22 protein-coding genes are annotated in these 25,511 nt (G+C 37.8%); 3 read left to right on the top strand and 19 right to left on the bottom strand.

Translation table 11 applies throughout. The features are described from left to right. Window positions 1–12: 12 nt before the first annotated feature. From FG382_RS20395 to FG382_RS20380, 4 genes are read right to left on the bottom strand one after another with little or no spacing between them, the layout of a single operon-like run. The gene (locus tag FG382_RS20395; RefSeq protein ID WP_142540693.1) at window positions 13–765 is read right to left on the bottom strand and encodes a hypothetical protein; all 753 of its coding nucleotides are present in this window, start codon (window positions 763–765) and stop codon (window positions 13–15) included. A 1-nt stretch (window position 766) separates the two neighbouring features. Then, a complete protein-coding gene (locus FG382_RS20390; RefSeq protein WP_142540692.1) occupies window positions 767–1,522 on the bottom strand; it encodes an ABC transporter permease in 756 nt (251 codons plus the stop codon). Then, a complete protein-coding gene (locus FG382_RS20385; RefSeq protein WP_142540691.1) occupies window positions 1,519–2,247 on the bottom strand; it encodes an ABC transporter ATP-binding protein in 729 nt (242 codons plus the stop codon). Before FG382_RS20385 ends, FG382_RS20390 begins: the two co-directional genes overlap by 4 nt. Continuing rightward, on the bottom strand, window positions 2,244–2,771 hold the full coding sequence (locus FG382_RS20380; protein WP_373287658.1) for a GNAT family N-acetyltransferase: 528 nt from the start codon (window positions 2,769–2,771) through the stop codon (window positions 2,244–2,246). The genes FG382_RS20385 and FG382_RS20380 overlap by 4 nt, the downstream gene beginning before the upstream one ends. A gap of 190 nt (window positions 2,772–2,961) precedes the next feature. On the opposite strand from FG382_RS20380, the gene FG382_RS20375 reads away from it, so the two are divergent. Then, window positions 2,962–4,263, top strand: a complete 1,302-nt coding sequence (locus FG382_RS20375; protein WP_229677463.1) for an amino acid permease — start codon at window positions 2,962–2,964, stop codon at window positions 4,261–4,263. A gap of 60 nt (window positions 4,264–4,323) precedes the next feature. Here the strand turns inward: FG382_RS20375 and FG382_RS20370 are convergent, their stop codons facing one another. The 7 genes from FG382_RS20370 to lplA form a co-directional block, all read right to left on the bottom strand. Continuing rightward, the gene (locus FG382_RS20370; protein WP_142540688.1) at window positions 4,324–6,300 is read right to left on the bottom strand and encodes a S9 family peptidase; all 1,977 of its coding nucleotides are present in this window, start codon (window positions 6,298–6,300) and stop codon (window positions 4,324–4,326) included. An 874-nt stretch (window positions 6,301–7,174) separates the two neighbouring features. After that, window positions 7,175–8,725 (bottom strand): fatty acid--CoA ligase family protein, encoded by a 1,551-nt coding sequence (locus tag FG382_RS20360; protein ID WP_142540686.1) that lies wholly within the window; start codon window positions 8,723–8,725, stop codon window positions 7,175–7,177. A gap of 116 nt (window positions 8,726–8,841) precedes the next feature. Further along, a complete protein-coding gene (locus tag FG382_RS20355) occupies window positions 8,842–10,776 on the bottom strand; it encodes an FtsX-like permease family protein (protein WP_142540685.1) in 1,935 nt (644 codons plus the stop codon). Then, on the bottom strand, window positions 10,748–11,521 hold the full coding sequence (locus tag FG382_RS20350; RefSeq protein WP_142540684.1) for an ABC transporter ATP-binding protein: 774 nt from the start codon (window positions 11,519–11,521) through the stop codon (window positions 10,748–10,750). Before FG382_RS20350 ends, FG382_RS20355 begins: the two co-directional genes overlap by 29 nt. Next, window positions 11,481–12,527: a sensor histidine kinase gene (locus tag FG382_RS20345; protein WP_142540683.1), complete on the bottom strand. Its 1,047-nt coding sequence runs from the start codon at window positions 12,525–12,527 to the stop codon at window positions 11,481–11,483. The genes FG382_RS20350 and FG382_RS20345 overlap by 41 nt, the downstream gene beginning before the upstream one ends. A 1-nt stretch (window position 12,528) precedes the next feature. Further along, the gene (locus tag FG382_RS20340) at window positions 12,529–13,233 is read right to left on the bottom strand and encodes a response regulator transcription factor (RefSeq protein WP_142540682.1); all 705 of its coding nucleotides are present in this window, start codon (window positions 13,231–13,233) and stop codon (window positions 12,529–12,531) included. A gap of 138 nt (window positions 13,234–13,371) precedes the next feature. Next, window positions 13,372–14,364, bottom strand: coding sequence for a lipoate--protein ligase (lplA, locus tag FG382_RS20335; RefSeq protein ID WP_142540681.1), 993 nt, complete (start codon window positions 14,362–14,364; stop codon window positions 13,372–13,374). 122 nt (window positions 14,365–14,486) lie between these two features. On the opposite strand from lplA, the gene yhfH reads away from it, so the two are divergent. Next, entirely contained in the window at window positions 14,487–14,612 is a 126-nt protein-coding gene (gene yhfH / locus FG382_RS20330; protein ID WP_142540680.1) for a protein YhfH, read from the top strand. A 794-nt stretch (window positions 14,613–15,406) separates the two neighbouring features. Here the strand turns inward: yhfH and FG382_RS20325 are convergent. The 8 genes from FG382_RS20325 to hemE all read right to left on the bottom strand — a co-directional run bounded on the left by FG382_RS20325 (window position 15,407) and on the right by hemE (window position 24,189). Further along, window positions 15,407–17,596 (bottom strand): YhgE/Pip domain-containing protein, encoded by a 2,190-nt coding sequence (locus tag FG382_RS20325; protein WP_142540679.1) that lies wholly within the window; start codon window positions 17,594–17,596, stop codon window positions 15,407–15,409. A 68-nt stretch (window positions 17,597–17,664) separates the two neighbouring features. Beyond that, on the bottom strand, window positions 17,665–18,234 hold the full coding sequence (locus FG382_RS20320; RefSeq protein WP_142540678.1) for a TetR/AcrR family transcriptional regulator: 570 nt from the start codon (window positions 18,232–18,234) through the stop codon (window positions 17,665–17,667). 99 nt (window positions 18,235–18,333) lie between these two features. Next, a complete protein-coding gene (locus FG382_RS20315) occupies window positions 18,334–18,789 on the bottom strand; it encodes a FixH family protein (protein WP_229677460.1) in 456 nt (151 codons plus the stop codon). Then, window positions 18,786–20,180: a sensor histidine kinase gene (locus FG382_RS20310; RefSeq protein WP_142540677.1), complete on the bottom strand. Its 1,395-nt coding sequence runs from the start codon at window positions 20,178–20,180 to the stop codon at window positions 18,786–18,788. The genes FG382_RS20315 and FG382_RS20310 overlap by 4 nt, the downstream gene beginning before the upstream one ends. Then, on the bottom strand, window positions 20,177–20,851 hold the full coding sequence (locus FG382_RS20305; protein ID WP_142540676.1) for a response regulator transcription factor: 675 nt from the start codon (window positions 20,849–20,851) through the stop codon (window positions 20,177–20,179). The genes FG382_RS20310 and FG382_RS20305 overlap by 4 nt, the downstream gene beginning before the upstream one ends. Further along, complete coding sequence (locus FG382_RS20300) at window positions 20,848–21,786, bottom strand: YncE family protein (protein WP_142540675.1); 939 nt, start codon at window positions 21,784–21,786, stop codon at window positions 20,848–20,850. The genes FG382_RS20305 and FG382_RS20300 overlap by 4 nt, the downstream gene beginning before the upstream one ends. 400 nt (window positions 21,787–22,186) lie before the next feature. Next, complete coding sequence (gene hemH / locus FG382_RS20295; protein WP_142540674.1) at window positions 22,187–23,119, bottom strand: ferrochelatase; 933 nt, start codon at window positions 23,117–23,119, stop codon at window positions 22,187–22,189. A gap of 17 nt (window positions 23,120–23,136) precedes the next feature. Beyond that, window positions 23,137–24,189, bottom strand: coding sequence for a uroporphyrinogen decarboxylase (gene hemE / locus FG382_RS20290; protein WP_142540673.1), 1,053 nt, complete (start codon window positions 24,187–24,189; stop codon window positions 23,137–23,139). 202 nt (window positions 24,190–24,391) lie between these two features. On the opposite strand from hemE, the gene FG382_RS20285 reads away from it, so the two are divergent. Further along, on the top strand, window positions 24,392–24,880 hold the full coding sequence (locus FG382_RS20285) for an antibiotic biosynthesis monooxygenase family protein (RefSeq protein WP_142540672.1): 489 nt from the start codon (window positions 24,392–24,394) through the stop codon (window positions 24,878–24,880). Window positions 24,881–25,511 lie beyond the last annotated feature (631 nt).

Here is a 25,511-nt window from a genome sequence, read left to right as displayed (position 1 = left end):
ATTCAAATTAGATCAATTTCTGACATATTTCATTAAAATAGGATCTAAATAGTCTTCTTTTAAGGAATGGTCGTTTTCAATAAAGTCTAATACATGTGCTTTCTCTAACAATACAAACACAAACTCTTCAAATTCTGGTTGCTCACCCTTCTCTATTAGACGTCGATTATGTTTATCGAACATCACTCGTAACTCATTTGAAGTGAAGTCTACTCGAAGCTCAAACATGACTGCCCAAAAATCATAGGTTCCTTTACTTTTCAAAAATCTCGGGGCAAATGATTTCACATAAGAAGATTCAATCTGTAAACCCATTTCCTCCTCTAATTCTTTACCGATACTTTTCTTCAAATCAAATACAGAACCATTTAAATCGGTCTCGTCTAATCCTCCACCAGTAAATTGCAGTCTCCCAGGTGTCGAAGTATGGTCATTCATCCGTCCAAAAGCAATATAATTGTCGCTCGTAATAACGGCTACACAAGTGAAGATGACCTTACATGGAAAAGCACAATCTTTGTGACGGATTGTATATAAATAGTGTTTATAATCTGTCTTTGCAACTGTCACTTGCAGTTCTTTTGCAGTATTTTTAATTTGGGTTATCGTGAATACTTCACCGTTGCGTAAATGCGGATTGATTTTTATATGGTCGTTCCAAAATTTTTCGTGCTGTTCCCTTATGCTCTCTGGCAAATCGACTGCTACCGAATCGTACTTAACCGTAACTTTAGAAGGTGTCTCCTCTATTAATATTGGTTCCATTTTATTCACTCCACTTCTTCAGTTGCAAATCCTTCGTGAATAAGTTTTTATAACAAAGCAAACTTAGCATCATGCTCGTAATTGCGGAAGAACTAGTAAACACAAAAATGATTAGTATTTGATAGCGTACAGCTTCTACTGGATCTGCTCCGGCCATAATCATTCCGGTCATCATTCCGGGCAATTGAACTAGCCCCACTGTTTTCATCGCATCGATGGTCGGAATCATACTAAACTTCACCGATTGTTTCAGCACATCCTGAACTGCCTGCCGACTCGTTGCACCTAGTGCTAACAATGTTTCGATTTCTCCTTTAGAGCTTTCTGTTTCCCGTTTTAATTGCGTTAAAAACAATCCACAGGCAACCATTGCATTCCCAATCGTCATACCACTAAGCGGAATGATATATTGAGGGGTTGCTTCGATAATTTGCAAGCTCAGTAAAAGCCCCATCATCAATATTTCCATCGTCGCAATCGAAAGAATAATTCTCCAAACAACTCCACTCATGCCTTTTGCCCGCTTTGCTGCATTAAGTGCAGCAACGACAATCATGACGCAAACGATTAATATTATAAATAGCAGATTCTCCGATTGAAATACAAATTGCAACACATACCCAACAGCAAGTAACTGAATTGCCGCTCGTACCGTACCAATCGCAATATCCTTTTCCAGATCTAGCTTTTGCCAAACAGACAAAAGCATCGTAATAACGACAAATAATAACGTAAAACTTAATGCTAATAAACTCATAATGTCACCGAGTCGGAAAACGAGTGTTGATGTTCAAAAAATGATTCTGCCTTGCAATCAACTGCTAGGGTTCCATTCTCCATAAACCAAATTCGTTCGCTTACCTTTTTTGCTTGTTCTAAGTCATGCGTTACCCAAATAAAAGCAGTTTTTTCAACCTCGCTCCATTTGATCAACAAATTTTCCACATACGCTTTACTTTGTAGGTCAAGAGATGCTGTCACTTCATCAAGCAATAAAATAGAAGGAGCAAGTAGTAAAGAACGAACTAATGCTACTCGTTGCTTCTCTCCCCCTGATAAATCTGTCGCTTTTTTGGCCCAATCAATCGATTCGAGTCCAACATCTTTCATTAACTTCCGTGCATGCTTCTCGTTAAATGTTTCATTATGTAAATTACTAACTGTCTTTAAGTTTTCTTCAATCGTACCAGGCAGCATAACTGCTTGTTGCGCTACATAAGTTATCTTCGTACGCCAAACTCGTGTATCCATTTCTTTGGCCTCAACCCCATTAAAACGCATTCCGCCGCTATCGGCATTATCCAATAGTGCGAGCATGCGTAAAAGCGTACTTTTCCCTTGTCCAGATTTACCAAGCAAAGCAATACGCTCCGAACTCTCTATTGTAGCGGTTAAATCGGAAAACAGATAAGCACGTTCCGTTTGTTTTTCTGTTTGCCAATAATTTTTCGTTAAGCCTTTCATTTCAAATAAAGCTGTCATACTTGTCCTTCCCATTCTTCTCGGAGTATACCCATTCGAATAGAATCATAGTAAATACCATCATAGTACCGGCATTTGCGAAGTCGGGCTTCCATCGTCATCCCTAACTTCTCTCCTACTTTGATCATACGTTGGTTACCAGACCAAGTTGTATAACCTACACGTACAAGTGGTAATTCTTTAAACAAATGGGTAATCCACATACGCAGGGCTTCTGTCCCAATTCCGCCACTCCAATACTGTGGTTCATAAATAACAATGCCCATTTCTAACCAAAGCGATTCTTCATGCTCCCAGTAATAGCAAAGCGAACCTACCAGTTCATCTTCTATATAAATACCCCACATATCATCTTGATGAATCAGCTGATCTTTTTTCTGTAGAAATTGCTCTAAAGTTTTTGGTTCATAAGGATAATATGGAGCATCCCATTTTTTCCATTCAGGTAATTTTTCTTTTGCACTTAACTCCCAAAGCCGAATAATCTCTTTTTCTACGATTGGCCTTATAGTAATATCTTGCATTTTCATGACCCCCGTCCTACATGCATATACATAATATTATCACAATTTCGTTCATATGAACCGTATCACAAACATACTTTCTTATGATAAAGTGTTATACAACAAAAGTATTATTTTAAAAAGGAGTGACACAACTTTGGGTGGAAATCAGCAACTACAACGAGGACTTGAACAACGGCATATCACCCTCATGTCATTAGGCGCAGCTATTGGAGTCGGATTATTTTTAGGCTCTGCAACGGCTATTCGATTAGCTGGGCCGGCAATACTTATTTCATACATAATTGGTGGAGTATTTATCTTTATCATCATGCGTGCCCTTGGAGAAATGGCAGTATATAATCCTGTTTCTGGATCATTTAGTAGATATGCGAAAGACTATTTAGGACCGCTTGCAGGATATATCACCGGCTGGAATTACTGGTTTTTATGGGTAGTTACATGTATGGCCGAAATTACAGCAGTTGGAGTGTATATGCAAATGTGGTATCCCGACTCTCCAAGCTGGATATGGGCATTAGCGGCACTTATTATTATGACTTTAGTAAACTTAATCGCCGTGAAAGCTTATGGTGAATTTGAATTTTGGTTTGCCCTTATAAAAATTATCGCAATTTTAGCAATGATTTTCGTTGGACTTGGTGTCATTATTTTTGGTTTAGGTAATGGTGGCGTAGGTGTAGGCATTAGCAACTTATGGTCTAATGGCGGGTTTGCACCAAACGGTATTACAGGAATTTTAATGTCCTTGCAAATGGTCATGTTCGCTTATTTAGGTGTAGAGATGATCGGAGTTACGGCAGGGGAAGCTAAAAACCCGAAAACAGTAATTCCTCGTGCAATAGATACGGTTTTTTGGCGTATTCTAATTTTTTATGTTGGTGCTCTTTTCGTTATTATGTCTATTTATCCTTGGAACGAAATTGGTGAAAATGGAAGTCCATTCGTTTTAATGTTCGAAGCAATCGGTATAGGACCAGCTGCGGGGATTATTAATTTTGTTGTTTTAACAGCGGCACTCTCTAGCTGTAATAGTGGAATTTTCAGCACTGGACGGATGTTATTTAACTTGGCGGAACAAAGCCAGGCCTCTCCTTCTTTCAAAAAAATAAATGGAGCTGGAGTGCCTGCTAGGGCGGTATTATTTTCTGCTTTATTGCTATTATTCGGGGTTCTATTGAATTATCTGGTCCCTGAAAAAGTATTTATATGGGTAACGAGCATATCAACTTTCGGCGCAGTTTGGACTTGGGGAATTATTCTTTTGTCTCAATTAAAATTCCGTAAGACGCTATCTAAAAGCGAGGTTTCCAAACTAACATATAAGACATTGTTTTATCCACTTGGTTCCTATTTAGCTTTAGCATTTTTAATACTTGTGCTTGGTCTAATGGCATACTTTCCTGAAACAAGAATCGCTTTAATCGTAGGTCCTATCTGGATTTTCTTGCTAGTTTTTTTATATTATAATAAAGGATTTCATAAAAGATAAATTGATATATTGAATCGTCAAAACCCCTTCATTTTCTACAAATGAAGGGGTTTTGGATTATTACAGGTATTTTTCAAACCAACTAGTAATTTGTTCTAATCGGGTTTGACGTAAATTAGGCAAACCAACTCGTGATAAATTATGATCTGCTTGCGGGAAACGTACAAAACTTGTTTCTTTCCCCATCGCTTTCAACGTAATATACAATTGTTGTCCTTGCTCAATCGGACATCGGTAATCATTTTCACTATGCAATATCAAGAGCGGTGTTTCTACATTCGATGCGTATTTCAACGGAGATGCATTCCAAAGCTTCTCTATATCCTTCATATCAGAACCAATTTGCCATGGCGTGAAGTAATAGCCAATATCAGAAACGCCATAAAAACTAATCCAGTTTGAGATTGATCGTTGCGTAACCGCTGCTTTAAATCGATTTGTATGACCAACAATCCAGTTCGTCATAAAACCTCCATAGCTACCTCCAGTTACACCAAGTCTTGTTTCATCAATCCAGTCATTTTCAGCGAGAATATAATCTAGGCCAGCCATAATGTCCTCGTAATCTCCTCCACCGTAGTCACCACGTACTGCATCGACAAATTGTTGACTATAGGAATGACTACCGCGCGGGTTTACATATAACACTCCATATCCTTTTGCAGCAAGCAATTGCAGCTCATGGAAAAATGTATTTGCATACATAGTATGTGGTCCACCATGAATTTCTACGATAAGTGGATACTTTTTACCTTCTTCATAACCGATTGGTTTCAATAACCAGCCATGAACTTCCCAATCTTTAGCACCTTTATATACAATTGCCTCCGGTTCAGAAAGCTCTATCTCTTTTAATAATTCTTCATTAAAATGCGTTAGTTGAACTCTTTCACCAGTCGCTAAATTTTGCTTAAATAATTCCCCGGGAAATATTGCGTTACTTATTGTCGCAAGAGAGAATGTGCCTGTCGTATCTATATCATAGCTATAAACATGCTCATTTTCCCCTGTCGCAGGATACACTGCACCATCTAACGATGCAAAATAAAGTCGAACGTCTCCCATCGTTGACAATTGAAAATATAAATGATTGCCAGCTGTCCACACAACATCTGGTGTACTTACACCTTGTTGAACATCCCCGCCAGCATAGTCTCCCACCGGTGCATCAATTCCCTCTGTTAATATTTGAAGAAATCCTGTACTTACTTCGTAAACATACACTTCTGCATGTGTAGCGTTTTCATATTGTCGATTACTGCCCGTGAAAGCGATGTATTTGTCGTCTTTTGAGAAGGCTGCTCCCCCATAATATCCGTCATCAGTCGTTAGTATTGCTTCTTCTTTAGTCTCAATATCCACTAACAATAAGGGCTGGCGGAATGTGAAATCTTGATTTTCTTCTCGGTTAACACCCATTACTAATTTCTTTCCATCATGTGAGATAGCTTGCAAGTTATAATTGTAATTTCCTTTTGTAAACTGAGTTATCTCCTGTGTGGTGATATCTATGTATCCAATTTGTTTATATGTCTCTTTCGGTAAAAGACCAACACCATCTGCATGATACTTCATTTTTTCTACAATATAAGCTTCCGGCAATGTTTTTTCTTCTTTTTCCGCCTCATCTATCCATGCTTTTCCTTCTTTTAATGATGCAGCAAACCATATTTTTTGACCGCATGGAGACCAAAGAAAACTAGTAATCCCTTTTTCCAGTTCCGTTAACTTCTTTGCTTCCCCACCATTTGCAGACAGGATATAAACTTGATTGTCCTCTTCACGGTTCGATAGGAATGCAATGTATTTTCCGTCCGCAGACCATTGCGGTGCGGATACGCGTTCTTTCTTATGCGTCCATTGTGTTATCTCTGATGATTCTACATTCACATGATATAAATATGCATAATATGTATTATCTTTTTCATCCATTTCCGTGCGAATAAAGACTGCTTCTTTCCCATTTGGTGCGATAACCGGATTTGTAATTGAATGCAGGTTAAATAAATCTTTTGCCTCTAATTTTCTTTTCGTCATTTGTCCATTCCTACCTTTCAAAATGATTCTTCCATATATTTCGACACTCGAAACCTTTTTCCTTCTTTATAGTGAAAATTGAAAAGATTAATGGCAAATGATTGAACCGACATAATCAACAGCCACCTTTAGAAAGGATAGTTCGTATAGTATAGGGAAACTGCGTAGTAAAGTGATACGGCAAAGGCAATTGATTTCCGCTCCAGGCGGACGCTTACCGCGGGGCGGGCGGTGAGCCTCCTCGTCGCACGCTCCTGCGGGGTCTCACCTGTCCCGCTGATCCCGCAGGTGTCGCCGCCTTGTGCTTCAATCAATAGAACTTGCTGACTAATCCATAATTAAATGCAAAAAATTTATTTAATTTATTTACAACTGCCGAGCAGTTTCATATTTAGAATCATTTTATGTACAGCATAAATTATAGGAAAGGTTGCTATTAGCCATTCAAGCAATGGCAGCTCCCAATAATTAATCACAATCGCTAGATAGTATATCTTATTCAACTAATCAAAGGTTTTCACCAATAGAAAATGCAACGTAGTACTATATTTAGTGTCTCATTGAAGTAAATAACGAACTCTATTAGATTGTAGCGAAGGGGTGGCGACTCCGGCGGGAACAGTACGAGCTGAAAGCCCCGCAGGAGCGTGAGCGACGAGGAGATGGAAGCCGTGCCCGCGGAAAGCGTCCACCCTGTAGCGAAAATTCTAGTGGTTATCTACTAAAATTTCTTACTTCACAGTTTCCCTATACAGTCCTTAATATAAGATCTGGCGTGGCTTATATCTATTTGCAGGTAATTATTTGCATAATATTAAATTTATTAATTCCAAAGTCACCAAAAAGCCGCCTCTATTAGAAGCGGCTACTGTTTTTATTGGACCGTTTGTTCTTTCAAGGAACGACGTAGAATTTTGCCAGTAGTGTTTTTCGGTAATTCTTCTAAAAATTCAATGCGTTGAGGAATTTTATATTTTGCTAGTTTTTCCGAACAATATTCCACCAATTGTTGTTCGGTTAACGAAGGATCTTTCTTCACTACGAATGCAAGAACTTCTTCTCCAAAAGTAGGATCTGGTACTCCGACAACAGCGGCTTCTACAATACTTGGATGTTCAAAGAGAACTTCTTCTACTTCTCTAGGATATACATTATACCCTCCTACGATAATCATATCTTTCTTACGATCGACAATATAAAAATATCCTTCTTCGTCTTGTCTCGCGAGGTCTCCTGTATAAAGCCAGCCATTGCGAAGCGTGTTTTCGGTTTCTTCAGGCATTTTATAATACCCCTTCATCACATTAGGTCCACGGACAATCAGTTCCCCAACTTCTCCAACAGGAACCTCTTCTCCCAATTCGTTCACTACTTTGTTTTCCACATTCAAAATATTAGTACCGATAGAGCCTGGCTTCCGTTCGCGATCAATTGGATTGAAACAAGTTACTGGTGATGCTTCAGATAACCCGTACCCCTCTGACACACGTACATGGAATTTATTCTCAAAATTATGCAGTAACGCAACTGGCAATGAAGAGCCGCCGGAAATCGCCAAGCGTACGCTTGAGAAATCCTCCACTCTATCTTCTGGGTATTGATACAAGAAATTATACATTGTCGGAACTCCCGCAAAAACAGTCGCTTTTTGTTCTCTTGCAATCGTGAATACCTCTTGAGGACTAAATCTAGGAACTAGTAATATCGTAGCTCCTACAAGTAATGGTGCGTTCACCACAACAGTTAGAGCAAATACGTGAAAAACAGGAAGTGTTGCAATGACACGATCATTTGTATTAATACTCAAATACTCGGCTACATCACGTGCATTAGAGTAAATATTATTATATGTAAGCATCGCACCTTTTGGATATCCAGTAGTACCTGATGTATACAAAATAATTGCTGTATCATCGTCTGAAACTTCCACTGCCTTTACATGGTCTCCAGAAATAGCAAGCAAAGATGAAAACGTTTTCACTCTTTCTTTTAAAGAATCTGAAAGACTAGCTATCTTCTCTAACGTCTCCGCTTGCGTTTCACAAATAATATAGTTTTCCACAGTCGTAAATACATTAGCCGCTCTTTCCACTAAAGGTAATAAAGCATCAAGCGCAATAATCACCTTTGCATCACTATTTTTCACAATATAACTAATTTCATCTGGTGTATATATAGGATTTATCGGTACAGCAGTTGCTCCTAAACGCATCGTTGCATATAAAGCTATTAAAAAATGTGGTGTATTACCGAGTAAAAATCCAACATGGTCACCATTTTCAACCCCTAATGTACGGAGTCCATGTGCAAATCGTTCTACTGATAGGTCAAATTCTGAATAAGTCGTATCTTTCCCAATAAAATGGTACGCTATTTTTTCTGGATGCATTGAGGCAATTTGTTGAACTTTCGAAGCTAAACTCATTTTCCCATCTCCCGTTTTTTATTTGAATGAGTATTCATTCACATCCCCAAATTCATTATATAAAAAAAGTTTTGACAATTCAATCTCAAAAGAAGATTGCATACGACAATCTTCTTTTACTCTTGTATATGGGCAATATATCTCCATCGAATTAAGAAAAAATAAGAAACTTGAATAACAGTAAATACAATTAGCACAATTAACATTTCCATCGCAATCGAAACCGCTGCAAGATCTACCCAAAAGGCTTGTAAAAAGATAAATGAAAATGTACTATGCACCATTGCAAGTCCCCAAGGTAAAAAGAATTGTGGCACCAATTGTCGATTCACAATTTTCACTAGTTCGCGATCGGTTACCCCCATTCTTCGAAGGACATCATATTGCTTTTTATCCCTATCTAGATCTGTATAAAGTTTGAAATAGACAAAACTTCCAGCCGCGAGCAAAAGGACTGCTGCTACAAGTAAGCCAGTAAACAATAATAATGCAAACGTTGCTCGAATAACAGAAAAATTCAATCCAGGATTCACAAAATAAAACGGATTGGGATTCACTTCTGAAACACCCATCGTTTCGGTCATAATCCTATCTAAATTTGTTCCTACATCTTTTGTTCGCAACCATTCCGATACATGAAATGCATAAAAAGTAGTTTTAGACTCTTCGATACTAAATCCAAATAGTGGCTCCGTAATAAAAGAAAAATCCTCGTCACTAATAATGAAAGCTCTATTTTTTATAGCAAAAGAAGGAAAAATCGAATGTTTATACATTCCTTTTATTTGGATAGGGACGCTACTTTCTTCGAGTACCGTTTGTTCCTCTCCACTTCGAATGTTTTCAAAGTCCACTTGGTTATTCCAAACTAATAGTGCTTCCCCTTGTTTCAAGTCGATTAACGGTAGTTTCAAGGCAACCGCCAAGCTATTGACTTCTGATTCCTTTATGACATTCACTGGTTCATGGGAGTTAGAAGAAGTTTGCTTTTTCACATTAAATTTCACTAGCTCGTAAGACAAGCCTTCCCTTTGAAGCTCCTGGGACAAGTTCATAATATGTGCTTGTTCAAATGGATTGTCCCAATCACTAGCATAGAAAATACTGACTGGGTTCAGATCCCGATACTGGGCTGTAAAGGAAGTGAAGGATGTCACGACTCCAACAGATAAAAATGCAATAGTAGACACTATCGTCACAACAAAAAACATCCGGGCATTTTCCCTCATTTTAATTGATGCTTCCGCAAACGCAATTAAACGAAAAGAATGCCAATAGAGACTTTCCCTTCTCCGGATGACGTCGAGTATATATAGCATACTATCTGTGTAAAAGAAATACGTCCCAATAAAAGCCATTAATATAATCAGTAAGCTCATAAATATATTCATATGGAAAATAGAAAAAATAACGAGACCATACGCTCCTACCAGCAATCCTAGCCCTAAAAAAGCATTCCCTTTTTTAAACGTAGCGACTTCGTTATATTTGCCGTCGCCTTTTATAAGCTGGATAACCTCTTTTTTTCGAATGAATACAACGCTACTGATGGAGATGATGATAAATTGAGATAAAAATACAATAATCGTTAAAGCAAAAGGCTTCCACGATAAGTAAAGAGGTAAACTATCCAGTAAAAATAATTCTCGGATAATCATGAAGAAAAATTTAGAGAAAGAAAATCCAAAGAAAATCCCAATTGTAATAGATATTAACCCTAAAATCATCGTTTCTAAAAAAATTAAACGATTTAACTGTTGCCTTTCCATTCCTAAATTTAGCAACACCCCGAACTCGTGTAATCTCGCTTGTAAAAACGCACTCATTGAATAAAACAAAAAGAACATTGTAAAGATGATTAGAATTACTTGCGCGACTAGCATCCCACCAAAAGCAATATCTCGTAAAAACTTGTCTTCAATATTCGGATGAAACATAAGCATCGAGTAAACGAAGAACACCATGACTGAAAATATACTCGCCATAAAAAATGCGGCGTATATTCTACTATTGCGAATTACGTTATGATAAGCGAATTGTTGAAAGGTCATTTACATTTCCACCTAATAAAGACAACACATTAAGTATTCTTTGGAAAAAAGTTTGTCTTCTGTCATCTTTATAAATCTCATTGAAGTATTCTCCATCTTTTATAAATAACACTCGATCACAGTAACTAGCGGCTATTGGGTCATGTGTCACCATCATAATGGTCGTTTCACTTACCTTATTTACTTTTGAAAGAATTTCTAATACATCTTTTGCTGCTTTCGAATCTAAATTTCCGGTAGGCTCATCCGCAAGAATAATACTCGGTTCATGTATTAACGCACGTCCAATAGCCGTTCTTTGTGCCTGGCCTCCCGAAATCTCTGATGGTCTTTTTTCTAAAATAGACGTTAGGTTAAGATGTTCTGCAATACGTTGTACTTTCGCTTTCATCACTTCCACCGATTGGCCATCGAGCGTTAATGGTAGTACCATATTTTCTTCCACCGTTAGCGCAGGGAGCAAATTGAAGTCTTGAAACACAAAACCAAGTTCCCTTCTTCTAAAGAGAGATAAATCATTTTTAGGGAGCTCTGCTGGTTTTAAACCACTTATCGTAATTTCTCCGGAAGTTGGTCGATCTATAGTTGAAATAATATTCAATAATGTCGTTTTCCCGCTTCCAGAAGGTCCCATTACGGCGATGAACTCCCCTTTTTCTACTTCAAAGCTTAATTGATTAATCGCTAGATGTGCTACTTTGCCTTCATATACTTTCGTTACTTCCTCCAGTATTAATATGGACATCTTGCCCACCTCGCTTCATAATTTCTTGTCTATCAAACTTAATCGACACGGTTGTTCCTTGTCCTATACTCGATTCAACGTCTATTTCATGCCCTAAACGGCTACAAATTTCCTGTGCCAAATATAATCCCATACCTGTTGACTCGCCAGTTTTCCGACCATTTTCTCCTGTGAAAAATGCTTTTGTCACCCTTTTGATATCCGATGCAGGAATACCGATTCCTTCATCTCTAACTGAGAAAATGATTTGCTTCTCTTCGATACTCGTTTCAAAATATACTTTTTTATTTTTTTCAAATGTATATTTAACCGCATTCGTTACAAATTGTGCAATCACATAACGAATCCATTTTCTATCCGATGTAATCATGCAGTCATCGTCCATTGAAATCACTGGAAATAAATGCTTGCCGATAAATAATCGCTTGTTCTCCGTCACAACTTCCTTTACCAATTGCTTTAAATCTATTCGCTCGATTTGCATATCTTCTTCAAATGTGTCCAATCTCGCATTCATTAGAACTGCTTCTAACCCTCTCTTCAGCCGATCCATTTCTTCCATTACACTTTTCGAGTCTATTTGTTCATCATTTTGTGCTATCAGTTCAAGAATAGAAATCGGGGTTTTCATTTGATGTACCCAGCTATTCATAAACTGTAAATGCCTATTTTGTCTTGCATATAAAAGCTGTACTTCTTTTTGATATAAACGATAGATATGTTGTAAGTAATTCTCTACTTGTTTAATTTCGGGAGACTGCGCTGATCGTTGTAAGACCACTTCTAATTGGGTTGGGATAGAGAGAATTTTTTTATAAAACGTATATTTTTTCACAAACAATGTCCCTAAAAAAGTAAGCGTTAATATAATACTAATAACAATGGAATAGACTGCGGTGTCTAGATTTCGAAATCCGTCTAGCCAGTACAATAGCATCACAAATAGTACTAATGAAAACTGAAAAATGATAAATAGTAAATGCTCCTTTAAAAATAATCGAAACATATTAAGCTTCCTCCGGACTTAGGTTCAAACGATATCCTGCTCCTCGAACGGTTTCAATTGTAGATATCACACCGTAATCCGCCATTTTCTTTCGCACTCTCGTCATATTGACATTAAGCGTATTTTCATCAACAAATGACTGGTCATCCCATAGTTCTTCTAGTAATTGCTCTCTAGTGACTAGCTTTGGATAATTCTTTAGTAATAATTCTAGAATTGTACATTCTTTCTTTTGAAGTGGAATTTCTTCTTTGGATGTGTGTAATTCCATACGCTCCATATATAGCTGCAATTTTCCTATCTTCACTACTCGCTCTTCTTGTTTCGCTGCATATTCACCATATGTTCTTCTTAAATGGCTTTTTATCTTAGCTAGAACGATTTCATAGTGAAAGGGCTTCGTAATAAAATCATCTCCACCATTTTCAAGTGCGAATACTTGGTCCATCTCACCAGATCTTGCTGAAACAAAAATAATTGGGCAAGTAGTTAGCTGGCGGAGTTGACGACACCAATAGTAGCCATCATAAGATGGTAAATTCACATCTAATAACACAATATGAGGATCGAATGCTGTAAACTCCTCGATTATATGATCGAAATTTTCAATTGTATGTACTTCATAATGGTATTTCCTCAAAGTATCTGCAAGTAGCGATGCGATTTTCCGATCATCCTCTACTACTAACACACGGTGTACCGTCACAAAAATCCTCCTCCGAAATATTATTCTTACCTTATTATATCAAAAAAGAGTCTCCCATACGTTAGTATGTTAGACTCTTCCATCATTACTCAAATCAGGCTAGGAGTTAGCAATTCTCTGTTTGCCATAAAGACCAATTTAGTAAATAAGCTGTACTAGTTCTTCCTTCGTAATCCCTCCGAAGTATTTAGGGACATCCACCTGCTCCAGTGCTTCTTCAATCGCTTGCTTACTATATACTTTACCTGTTAATAATTGTTCCACTTCTTTAATATCTCCAACACCAAAGAAGTCACCATAAATATTTACTTCTTCTATAATGCCTTTATTTACTTCTAAACGCACATCGACACCACCTGCTGGGAATCGGTGTGAATGCTTCATATTAAATTTTGGGGATTTACCGTAGTTCCAATCCCATTGTTGATAACGTTCTTCCGAAAGCTTATGAATATTTTGCCAATCTTCATCCGTCAGCTCCCAATATTGAATATTTTCTGTTCCACCGAAAATAGAGGAAAGAATTTCAGAACGGAATTGTTCAATCGTCATCGGTTCTGCAAGTAAATCAGCAATATTTGTTACACGGCTTCGAATTGATTTGATACCTTTTGACTCAATTTTTTCTTTGCTAACTTTTAATGCGGACACAACTGCATCAATTTCCGTATCAAACATTAATGTTCCATGGCTAAACATTCTGCCACGAGTAGAAAACTGTGCATTACCGGAGATTTTTTTACCTTCAGCTAATATGTCATTGCGTCCCGATAGTTCCGCGTCCACACCCATTTTATGCAATGCATCAACAACTGGCTGTGTAAACTTTTTAAAATTGCGGAAGCTGTCTCCATCGTCTTTCGTTAAAAAGCTGAAATTCAAATTCCCCAAATCATGGTACACAGCACCGCCTCCTGAAAGTCTGCGGACAGGGATAATCCCGTTTTTTTCTACAAAATCTGTATTAATTTCTTCTATCGTATTTTGGTTCCTGCCAATGATGATAGAAGGCTGATTTATGTAAAACAAAAGAAATGAATCTTTTTCCACATCCATTGTATTTAGTGCATATTCTTCAATTGCTAGGTTAATACGTGGGTCGGTTATACCTTTATTATCAATAAAATACATGATGATCTCTCCTTTACTCCTATTTTAACAAAAAACGAATTAATGTGTTGACAAAAGATTCTGTGTTATATTACAATGTATTTAACTTAACCAGTTATATAACAGATGGAGGTGGAACAACTATGTTAGAAAACGTACTTGAATTTTTCCGTAACCTGCCTAAAAAGAATTGCGCTACATGTGGCGAAACCATCGAAGAACAACATGAGTGCTATGGAAATCACTGCGACAAATGCAGTAATCTTTAATTTCATCAAAAAAGCCAACTAGATACTCCCCTTTCTAGTTGGCATTTTTTTTAGGATGATGTTAATAATTTTTAAAAGTAAAATACAGTATGGCATTCATTATATAGTGCGCTATATAGAGATAGTGTGTCTTAGAGGGTTGAATGAAATGTCCGCTGGGATTTCCGCTACAGGGTGGATGCTTTCTGCGGGCACGGCTTCAATCTCCTCGTCGCACCGCTCCTGCGGGGCTTTCAGCTCGTGCTTTTCCCGCTGGAGTCACCACCCTTTCGCTCCAATCCAGTAGAGTTTGCTACTTATTCAGAAACAATGCACTAAATCCAAACGTATGTCTCATTTGCTGTAAAATTAAATGCAAAGTTGAATGGGACAGACTATCAAACAATTAATATCAAGTTATTGGAAGCTATTTTCCGTTAAATGGCTAATAATAACAATATGCTTAATTTATATTGTTTAAACTAAGACACTGCTAGGTGGATGCTCATAAACTTAGTGCGCTATTTATTTATATACAAAGTAGTCAGCAAGTTCCATTGATTGAAGCGCAAGGCGGCGACACCTGTGGGATCAGCGGGACAGGTGTGACCCCGCAGGAAGCGCTAGCGACGAGGACGCTCACCGCCCGCCCCACGGTAAGCGTCCGCCTGGAGCGGAAATCATAGCGGACATCTTGGTATCTTTATGACGCATTATCCCTATAACGTTCGCTATACCACTTATAGTTTTTTTCACTTCTTATTTTGGAATAGCAAAAGCGCTTATCTCCTTTCATTAGGGATAAGCGCTTTTTATTATGCTTCTGCTGTTTGTTTTGAATGACGTTTTTTGAATATAAGCATGAAATAGCCGAATGTTAAGACTAGACATACTACCATAAATCCAATTAGTACACCATTGCTCGCCCATAGGTTACTCATATTTCCTGTAGAAATAGCCGCTTTAAAAGCTTGAACAGAATAAGTCATCGGCAAGAGTTTATTAAATATTTGTAATGGCTGTGGAATCAGTTCCAATGGGAATGTTCCCGCACTTGTTGTTAATTGAAGGATCAACACAAGTATAGCCAGGAATCGTCCTGAATCACTTAGAACAGATACAAATAATTGAATCAACGCTAAAAATGTAAAGCTTGTAATAATCGCTGTAAGGATGAACATACCTACATTTTGTGTTTCTAGCTTAAGCGCAAATAATGCGATTGCTACGACGATTAAGGATTGAATAATACCTACAACCCCAAGTACTGTTACTTTACTTGTAAACCATGCTGCTCCATTTGTAGGCTTGATAGCTGGTTGCACAAGTGGAAACACAATCGAAATTAGTAATGCTCCAACGAATAGACCAAGTGATAAGAAGTAAGGTGTGAATCCTGTACCATAGTTAGGTACTGCATTGACTGCTTCTGTATCTACATCTACCGGAGAGGAAATCATATCAAATGTATCATCATTTGCACTTACGTCTCCAACCTCTTTACTTGCATCTTGTAAGCGAGTTTTCAATGTATCTGTACCATCGACCAATGCTTTTGTACCGTCCGCGAGTTTAGTCGATCCAGCTGCAAGTTCTCCAGATTTTTCTGCTAGCGTTCCTGTTCCTTTTTGTAATTGTGTAGAACCGTTTGCTAGCTGATTAAGACCACTAACCAAGTTTGTTGAACCTGTATATGCCTGTTTTATACCAGTATTAAATTCTTTCATTTTTGCTGCTAGTGTGTTTGTTCCTGTTGCTAAACTAGAAGAACCTTCTACTAATGCTGCTGATGACTCATTTAGTTTTGCAACACCTTGACCTGCTTGTGCGTAACCAGCACTTAATTGTGCAGCCCCATTATGCACTTGAGCTGTTCCATCAGATAATGCAGTTGTTCCTCCAGCAAGCTTTTCTAAACCGGCTGACACAGAAGAACTTCCAGTTTCTAATTGTTTCAGTGTTTCCGTTAATGCTGCTGCTTGTTCTGCTGGAAGTGTAGCACTTATTTGTTCCATTTGACTTGCTAACGCTTTAATACCAGTAGTTACTTGAGAAGCCCCTTGTGATAATTGGTTGGCGCTATCGTTTAATGTTGCAGAACTACTTTGTAACTTCGCTAATGATTCGACTAAAGCTTTTTCTTTCTCACTAAGTAATTGATAGCTTTCATTTAACTTTGCAACTCCTGCTGTATAATCGCTTATACCTTCTTTTAATGACCCTGCTCCTGTTGCTGTTTGGCTTGCACCATCTGCTAACTGAGTGGACCCGTCAGCAAGTTTAGCTATGCCGTCATTTAGCTGAGTAGAGCCTTTTGCTGCTGATTGAATACCATTTACTACTGTATCTGTACCATCTTGCAGTTGAATTGTGCTGCTTGCCAGTTGTTCTAAATAACCTTTTAAATCGCTAGCACCGTTATCTATTTCTGAAGCGCCATCTTTTAATTGACCAGCGCCATCTGACGCTTCGGCAAATCCATCCCCAATTTTAGTAATCGAATCAAAAAGCTGTTCTGCATAAGTTGAAGTGACTTCTTTGTTCACCTCTGCACGAATACGATCCATGGCAGTTCCACCAATTTGAGATGCTAGGAAATTATATCCTTCATTTGCTTTATACGTAATTACCATTTTTTCTGGCTGTTCATCTAACAATGTTGTTGCATGCTGTGAAAAGTTTTCTGGAATTTCGATGAGCAAGTAATAATCCTGATCTTCTAAGCCTTGCTGTGCATCTTTTTCCGATACAGATATAAAATTGAATTGCTCACTATCCATCAATTTATCCTGTAACGTCTCTCCAAGCTTAAGTTCTAGTCCCTCCATTTGTGCACCTTCATCTGAATTGACGATTGCTACAGGTAAATCACTTAAGCTTGCATATGGATCCCAAAAAGCCCATAAGAACATTCCTGCATACAAAACAGGAATAAATAATACAGCAATAATAGGAATCAATAATTTTCGATTCGTCAATATCGCTTTCCATTCCGCTTTTATCATTCTATCTTCCTCCTAAAACCATTTGACTAAATTATTCATTCAGTCATTTATTATCAAAAAAATTAGTCTCAAACTAAGAGACTACGAAAAATTGTTTCCTGAAAAAAGTTTGCGATTTCTACTTCGGGTAATGATTCGTCATGCGTTACATTCCAATCATTAATAAAAGCAAGATACGCCTTAAACAATAAGTATGCTACAAGTTCGCTATTTATTTGTCTCAATTCACCCTTTGCTACATACTTATCAATCTTCTCTTTAATGAATGTAACAATGGCTTGCTCCGTTTCATGTAGCATTTGTTTGACAGCTGGTGTTCTCCAATCTTTTTCCTCATCTACAATTTTGGCATATAGTTGATGAGTTTCTCGGAATTCCAACATTTTCATCAAAGCAGCATGGGCATTTTCTTGAAAAGAAGCACCTTCTTGAATAGCGTCTGTTGCTTCCTGCTTCATCTCACAAATCATTTTCCGTACAATTTCTTGAAAGAGCACTTCTTTATTTTCAAAAAAAGTATAAATCGTTCCTTTACCTACATTTGCGATTTTTGCTATTTGCTCCATCGTGGTAGCTTTGTAGCCGAACAGCGAAAAAGATCTAGTAGCAGCTTCTAAGATTTCTTTTTTGCGATCCATTTAGCACCCCTCCGTTTTCCACTTTAAAAATGACCAGAAAACCATTTCGGTCATCTAGTCATTATAATACTCCTAACATATTCTTTTTGCAAGCATTTCTTAATGACCGTTATGCATTGTATCATCACTTTCGTCTGGTAATACTTTACTCAAGTCTGGGCTTCCAACAGTAAGCTTTTGTTTTGGCATTGTATGAAGACCTCTTGCAGTAGTGTGGGCAAACATATAATAGACGCCGTCATGATCGAATGTATGATTCGCTTCATATACACCATCTTTAGTTAACGTCCCTTCAATCATTTCTCCTTCATCGCGCAAACCTGATTCCCACACTTCGAATTCTACCTTATCCGCATCGTCAACTGCTTCTTCCCCTTGAGATACTTTGGCAGATAAAACAACTTTCTCACCTACTGTTAATTGTTCAGGTGTTTGTATTTGTACAACAATCTCTTGAAAAGTAGTTTCCTCTTGACTAGCCTGATTTGCCTCTTCTGCTCCACAACCTGTTAACACCATTGCCGTTAATGTAAAAGTCGATATCCATTTAATCATTCGAATAAATCCTCCCAAATTGGTAATGTAATATATACAGTAGTCCCTTTTCCTACTTCACTTTCAAAAGCAAGTTTACCATTTTGCGCATCTACTAGTTGCGCAGCAATGGACAGCCCTAATCCTGTTCCACCATCAGATCGACTTCTCGCCTTATTCACACGGTAAAAACGCTCCGTAATATGAGGCAAGTGCTCCTTTTCAATTCCACATCCTTCATCTGTAACTTGAATGATCGTTTCTTTTTTCATTGTTTTATTCGAAATAACGATTTTGGATGTGTTTGATGAATATCTAATGGCATTTTCTAAAATGTTAATAAGCACTTGCTTTGTTTTTTGTTCGTCTGCACATAAAATCGTCTCTTCGTCTATCGAAATAGCAAACGTTATTTCTTTTTCGTTTGCCATTGGTTTAACAAGCTGTATTACCTCCCGAATTGTTTCTGCTAAAACGAGTGGTCCACTTTCTACCTCTTCTAACGTTTCTGATCTTGCTACAGTTAACAAATCATTGGTAAGCTTCTGCATACGATTTGCTTCTCGCACGATGAGATTGTATATTTCTGCTTTTTTCTCTTCGGGTATTAGTTTTTGTTCAAATGCCTCTCCATACCCTTTAATATAACTAATCGGTGTGCGAAGTTCATGGGAAACGACAGACAGAAAGTTGCGTTTCTTGTCGTCTTCTTGCTGAATGGATGTGGCCATTTGGTTAAAACTTCGCGCTAAATCTCCTACTTCATCTTGAGACTCCACTTTCACACGTGTATCATACTTTCCGGCAGCCATATCTAATGCTGCCTCATTTAATATGGCTAATGGTTTTAGCACTCTTTGCAAACTCTTCAGGCTAATATATGCCAAGCAAATTAATAGAAGAGAAACAATCGCTATTAAAAAAAGTACATCACTGGATGCCATCTCAGCAATTTTGGTTAAAGGTACATATATATAAATAATTCCTTCTAATCTATTCTCATCAACAAGTGGATAAATAACCGACACTACTTCCCGGTCAAACCGCTTTTCATACCCACGTTTTGTTATTGCATTTCCATTTATTAGTTCGACTCGTTCTTCTGCTCCAATTAACGTATCATAATCAATATCGAACGGTAGACAAGCACTCAGCTCTCTTGGATTGCGCACCGTAAATACTTCCACATCTGAAAAACGATTATAATCTTCGGTTTGTTTAATAAAATCATCTGTTACGACTCCGCCCTCATAGGTACGCTGCAAATTCTCTGCAACTTCTTTCATAATAGCTTCTGTATGCTGCACATAAAGCTCCTCATATAAGAAATTCGTAAAGATGACTAAAAAAACAATCGTCGTTGTGATAAATAAAAGCAACAACATCCAAATTTTAACCGATAGTTTCTTCATTTTCTTACCTCAAAACGATAACCAATTCCCCAAACTGTTTCAATGTATCTTCCTGCAGCAGTACCAAGCTTTAATCGAAGCGTTTTGATATGTGTATCTACTGTCCGAGTTCCGCCTTCATAATCTAGCCCCCATAGTCTTTCTAGGAGCTGCTCTCTTGCGAAGGCCACCCCTTCATTGTCCATAAATAAATGAAGCAGCTCATATTCCTTCAATGTAAGGTTGATTTTTTTACCACCACTTAATATTTGTCTTCCAGCAGGATCATTTACTAAGATTCCTTTTGTGATTTTTACATCTTTCGATTCTTTCCCCATTCTTCTTAAAATAGCCTCTATTCTCGCTATTAGTTCAATCGCAGTAAACGGTTTAATGACATAATCATCCCCACCTAGCTTAAGTCCTTTTACTAAGTCTGTTTTTGCATCTAATGCTGTGAGAAAAATGATTGGTATCGATGAAAACTCTCTTAATTCCTGGCACACTTCAAAACCGCTTTTCCCAGGCATCATGACATCAAGTAGTATTAAATCAATCGAAATTGAATGAACCATTTGGATGGCTTCTTCTCCATTTTCAGCATGCAACACATCAAAACCATTTTTTTGCAAATGCAATTCAATTAGTTTGCGCATCTCCTGTTCATCATCTACTACTAATATCGTTGTCATTTGCTAACCTCCCTTACGACTAACTGAAATGGACCTTTACCTACTTGAAGCTTATTCGTTACTTTTCCCGAATGAATAAAGTATAGTTGATGATCATCATAACCTGCCAGTACAATGTTTTCTCCAAATGTTGCGATGGAAAATGGGTTCGCGCCTGCTTTCATGGAAGCTAGTACCTCTCCCGTTTTTGAAATGTCATAAACTGTGCTGCTTCCATGACTCACCGCAAAAATATGTCCATTTCCTGCCTCCGTCATATCAATCGGCATCATTGGTGCTTCTATCTCACCGAGTAACTCTCCAGTTTTAATATTATATCTTTTAATAACTCGATTAGGACTACTACCAGCTCCATGTCCCCCGAGCCATAGTTCGTTTCCATTTACTAAAATCCCATGCGAGGAACTCGGAATATCCCATTTCGTTTTTTCCGTTAAATTTAATGAAAAGATCGAAAGGATTTCATCTTTGAAGTTTACTACATACAGATCACCATCCTGTGCAATCATCGACATCGGATAATTCCCAGTAGCTGCCTCTGCTAGAAGTTCTCCTTTTTGATCGAAAAGAGAAACCGTATTTTCTTTTCCATTTGCTATGTAAATATTTTCTTCATAAGCGTAAGCAAAGGTCGTTCCTTCTCGTACATCCAACGTTGCCAATTGTTTCCCCGTAGACAACTGAATAAGTACCGCTTCTTCTAATGTAAATCCATATAGTAATAAAAGGTCATCTGATACTAACGTAAATCCTGTATATGCTGCATCCAGCTGCCAACTTTCCATAACTTCCTGCTCCTCGGAGATGAAATCTATCGTTCCTTCTATCGTATTTAAGCTTGCGACAAATTTTACCGATGGATCAATAGATGGCAACGAGGGCTTTCCACACGCACCCAGCAAAAACAAGACGAACAATATACTTAGCTTTTTCAAATCTCCACCCCCTAACACTATTTTACCGAATACGTGTGAAGAAAGTTTGAAATTCCACTAAAGATATGAGCCGTTTCTGGGTAAAATATCCTTTTACAACTAAATGCTCAGATTTTACAACTAAATATGTTAAATTTACAACTAAACTCCTCGAAATTCCAACTAAACTAAATTTCCAAGAAAAAATCCCTCAAAATCAAAGGAGAAAGAGTTTGTGGATTGAAAAAAGCCATTAGAATCTGGATAAAATATCCTTTTACAACTAAACGCTCAGATTTTACAACTAAATATGTTAAATTTACAACTAAACTCCCCGAAATTCCAACTAAACTAAATTTCCAAGAAAAAATCCCCAAAAACCACCTTAGAATAGTTTTCGGGGATGTCATTTTTCTATTAATTACGCACGAAGCTGTTTTAACACAACATCCGCCATTGCATCGATGAATAGTGGTTGATCATTTGGCATCGCTGGGCGTACATAAGTAGCTCCAATTTCCTCACAAACAACTTTACACTCATAATCGTTATCGTATAGTACTTCTAAATGCTCTGCTACGAAACCAACTGGTGTATACACAAAAGTTGTATAGCCCTTTTCTTCGTGTAATTCGCGGGTTAAATCTTGTACATCTGGCCCGATCCATGGCTCTGGAGTTTGTCCAGCACTTTGCCAACCAACCGCATAGTTTTTCACGCCTGCCGCTTTTGCGATTAAATCTGCTGTCTCGTTTAATTGATCTGCATATGGATCTCCCATAGCAAGAATTTTTTCAGGTAGGGAGTGAGCAGAAACGATTAAACAAGCTTTTTCTCTTTGTTCTTCCGACATTGCTGCAAATGCTTCGCTTACTTTTTCATTCCAATATTGGATGAATTTTGGCTCATCATACCAACTTTCCACGGATGTAATCGTTAAATTGCCTAATTTCTCCGCTTCTTCCTTGATGCGACCATTATATGATTTGATCGAGAATGTAGAGAAATGTGGCGCCAACACGATAGATACCGCTTCTGTAATTCCATCTTTATGCATTTGTGCAACCGCATCTTCTAAATAAGGCTCAATATGCTTTAATCCAATATATAGCTTGAATTCGATTTCATCTTGCACTCCATTTAAGCGTTTGCAAAGACCTTCTGCTTGATTTTGCGTTATTTTCGCCAGTGGAGAAATTCCTCCAATTGCCTTGTAACGACCCGTTAGGTCTGCTAATTGTTCCTCGCTTGGTTTCCTGCCATGGCGAATATGCGTATAGTAACGTTCAATATCTGCTTCTTCGTAAGGAGTGCCATATGCCATTACTAATAAACCCATTGTCTTTTTCATCAATTGTCACCTCAAAAAGTTTAGTTAGACTTTGCTGCGATGAGTTCGCGGCTATATTCATGTACAAATGTTGTTAAACGTTTTAATGTATCAGGATTCACTTCAGGGAATACGCCGTGACCAATATTAAATATATGACCTGGTTGTGCTACCCCTTGCTCAATAATAAGCTTCGCACGTTTTTCAATTTCCGCCCAGTCTCCGATTAGGTAAGATGGATCCAAGTTTCCTTGAAGCGGTTTCGTCAATCCTTTTGCACGCGCTTCTTCAATCGATAAACGCCAATCTAGTCCAACTACGTCTACCGGAAGGTCATGCCATTCATTTGCTAAATGACTTGCACCAACACCAAAGGTTATTAATGGAACACCTAGCTCACGAAGTTCTGTAAAAATTCTTGTCATTACAGGTTTAATGAAAATACGATAATCTGCTACATTCAAAGCTCCTACCCATGAGTCGAAAATCTGAATCGCTTTCGCTCCGGCTTTTACCTGTGCTTTAATATAAACGATAATCATATCTGCAAGTTTGTCCATTAATGCAAACCAAGCTTCTGATTCAGAAATCATGAATGCTTTTGTTTTGTTGTAACTTTTAGATGGTCCACCTTCAATCATATAACTAGCAAGTGTGAATGGTGCTCCAGCAAAACCGATTAATGGAACATTCAACTGTTCAGTTGTTAACAATTTTATCGTTTCTAATACAAAAGGCACATCATCTTCTGGAGATAAATCTCCAAGATTATTTACATCTTGCACCGAGCTAATCGGATTTGAAATTACTGGACCTACACCAGCTTTTATCTTCACATCTACACCGATCCCAGGTAGTGGGGTTACAATATCTTTATACAGTATTGCTGCATCCACATTGTAATTTTCTACTGGCAAACGTGTAACGTAAGCACATAATTCTGGTTCATGCGTAATTTGTTCTAAAGAATACTTTTCTTTTATTTTTCTATACTCAGGTTGGGATCTTCCTGCTTGCCTCATATACCAAACTGGAGTGTGCTCAACCTCTTCTCCGCGGGCTGCACGAAGAAGTGTATCATTAAAAGTAGTCATTCAAAATTCCTGCCTTTCTTCTACTCACGATCATTTTTCCAATATACGTCTTCACTATAGTCGTTCTATTTCCTATTGTATAGGTATATAGTGTAATTGTCATAAATTTGTCCTGATTCCTCTTTTAAATTGGATTCAAAGGTTTTTAAATTTGCAATTAGGGGAAAAGTAATAGAAATAAACAAATTTAGGAGGTACTTACATGTATTTATATATTACTTCTGGAACACCCGAATTTATGGAATCTATAAAAAAGAAACATCCCAATGAGCAATTATATGCATTACATGGAATAGGTAATTCTGTACTCATCCATGAAACTGACAAAAAATCTGTTTTTCAAGCTCCTAGAAAATATGAAATTATTGAAGCTTCTGGACAACTCTCCAAAAAGGGCTATTTCGCTATACAAAACATTCCCCTTTCAGACGAAGGCAAACCCATTTTTGAATATAAATATACAAACTTATCGCCAACTCTTGAACGTGAGCCAGGTTTTATAGCATTACGTGTATTAAAACCAATTAAATCAGACACTTACATTATTTTAACAGAATGGTCAGGTCCAAACAGCTATGAGGTTTGGGCAAAGTCTCACCAAATGAATTTTGACGACATTGCCGATAAACAGCAATTCTTCACAAGTGCCCCTTATGTATCTACTTATTCATCAACAAATGAAGAAGACTAAATTAATGTTAGTACACAATAAATAAAATAACTTTGCTTTAAAGTTGATCTGCAAATGATAAGTAAACCATCCCTGCTCGCTACGGTTTAGGGACGGTTTACTTTTTTCTATTAACAAGATAGAAGTACCTCATTAGAACTATAAAATCTTCATGTAAACTCCCGTTTAGTTTAAAATCACATGCTCTGCTATTGCATATTATAGGGAAACTGTGCGGTAGTGAGTTGAATAAAGTGTCCGCTGAGATTTCCACTGCAGGGCTTACGCTTTCCGCCGGCTTGGCTTCTGCCGCTTCCTTCGCTACGCTCAGTCCAGGGTCTTAGCTCAAGCTATTCCGGCTGGAGTCGACACCCTTCCGCTACAATCCATAAGAAATAATGCAAATTAATTAGCGTCACTATTTATCATTAAGCTTTAGTAAAGTAATCCTAAATAATGCTCCCTTAATATTGGCGTCTCACTCCAAGTAAACTTGTTTTATGAAAATTGGTTGCTTTCGACAATTGTTTGGTCGCCCTTATCCATTCTCTGGAGATACTTATTCTGCAACTACATAATTGGAGGGATTTAGTGCGCCGTCGCGAGGCGGACGAGCCCGTGGAAAGCGAAGCGCTGCCGTGCTAATTCCAGC

Origin of the sequence: Psychrobacillus lasiicapitis, from assembly GCF_006861795.1 — a bacterium.
Taxonomy (GTDB): domain Bacteria; phylum Bacillota; class Bacilli; order Bacillales_A; family Planococcaceae; genus Psychrobacillus; species Psychrobacillus lasiicapitis.
This window is presented reverse-complemented; position numbering and strand designations above follow the sequence as displayed.

Excerpts from the sequence above, each read along its gene's own strand:
- FG382_RS20355 (WP_142540685.1), bottom strand. The coding sequence starts at position 10,776 with ATGACCTTTCAACAATTCGCTTATCATAACGTAATTCGCAATAGTAGA.
- FG382_RS20345 (WP_142540683.1), bottom strand. The coding sequence starts at position 12,527 with ATGTTTCGATTATTTTTAAAGGAGCATTTACTATTTATCATTTTTCAG.
- hemE (WP_142540673.1), bottom strand. The coding sequence starts at position 24,189 with ATGACTACTTTTAATGATACACTTCTTCGTGCAGCCCGCGGAGAAGAG.
- yhfH (WP_142540680.1), top strand. The coding sequence starts at position 14,487 with ATGTTAGAAAACGTACTTGAATTTTTCCGTAACCTGCCTAAAAAGAAT.
- FG382_RS20360 (WP_142540686.1), bottom strand. The coding sequence starts at position 8,725 with ATGAGTTTAGCTTCGAAAGTTCAACAAATTGCCTCAATGCATCCAGAA.
- FG382_RS20285 (WP_142540672.1), top strand. The coding sequence starts at position 24,392 with ATGTATTTATATATTACTTCTGGAACACCCGAATTTATGGAATCTATA.
- FG382_RS20380 (WP_373287658.1), bottom strand. The coding sequence starts at position 2,771 with ATGCAAGATATTACTATAAGGCCAATCGTAGAAAAAGAGATTATTCGG.
- lplA (WP_142540681.1), bottom strand. The coding sequence starts at position 14,364 with ATGTATTTTATTGATAATAAAGGTATAACCGACCCACGTATTAACCTA.
- FG382_RS20310 (WP_142540677.1), bottom strand. The coding sequence starts at position 20,180 with ATGAAGAAACTATCGGTTAAAATTTGGATGTTGTTGCTTTTATTTATC.
- FG382_RS20390 (WP_142540692.1), bottom strand. The coding sequence starts at position 1,522 with ATGAGTTTATTAGCATTAAGTTTTACGTTATTATTTGTCGTTATTACG.
- FG382_RS20320 (WP_142540678.1), bottom strand. The coding sequence starts at position 18,234 with ATGGATCGCAAAAAAGAAATCTTAGAAGCTGCTACTAGATCTTTTTCG.
- FG382_RS20350 (WP_142540684.1), bottom strand. The coding sequence starts at position 11,521 with ATGTCCATATTAATACTGGAGGAAGTAACGAAAGTATATGAAGGCAAA.
- FG382_RS20375 (WP_229677463.1), top strand. The coding sequence starts at position 2,962 with ATGTCATTAGGCGCAGCTATTGGAGTCGGATTATTTTTAGGCTCTGCA.
- FG382_RS20395 (WP_142540693.1), bottom strand. The coding sequence starts at position 765 with ATGGAACCAATATTAATAGAGGAGACACCTTCTAAAGTTACGGTTAAG.
- FG382_RS20325 (WP_142540679.1), bottom strand. The coding sequence starts at position 17,596 with ATGATAAAAGCGGAATGGAAAGCGATATTGACGAATCGAAAATTATTG.
- FG382_RS20370 (WP_142540688.1), bottom strand. The coding sequence starts at position 6,300 with ATGACGAAAAGAAAATTAGAGGCAAAAGATTTATTTAACCTGCATTCA.
- FG382_RS20315 (WP_229677460.1), bottom strand. The coding sequence starts at position 18,789 with ATGATTAAATGGATATCGACTTTTACATTAACGGCAATGGTGTTAACA.
- FG382_RS20305 (WP_142540676.1), bottom strand. The coding sequence starts at position 20,851 with ATGACAACGATATTAGTAGTAGATGATGAACAGGAGATGCGCAAACTA.
- FG382_RS20385 (WP_142540691.1), bottom strand. The coding sequence starts at position 2,247 with ATGACAGCTTTATTTGAAATGAAAGGCTTAACGAAAAATTATTGGCAA.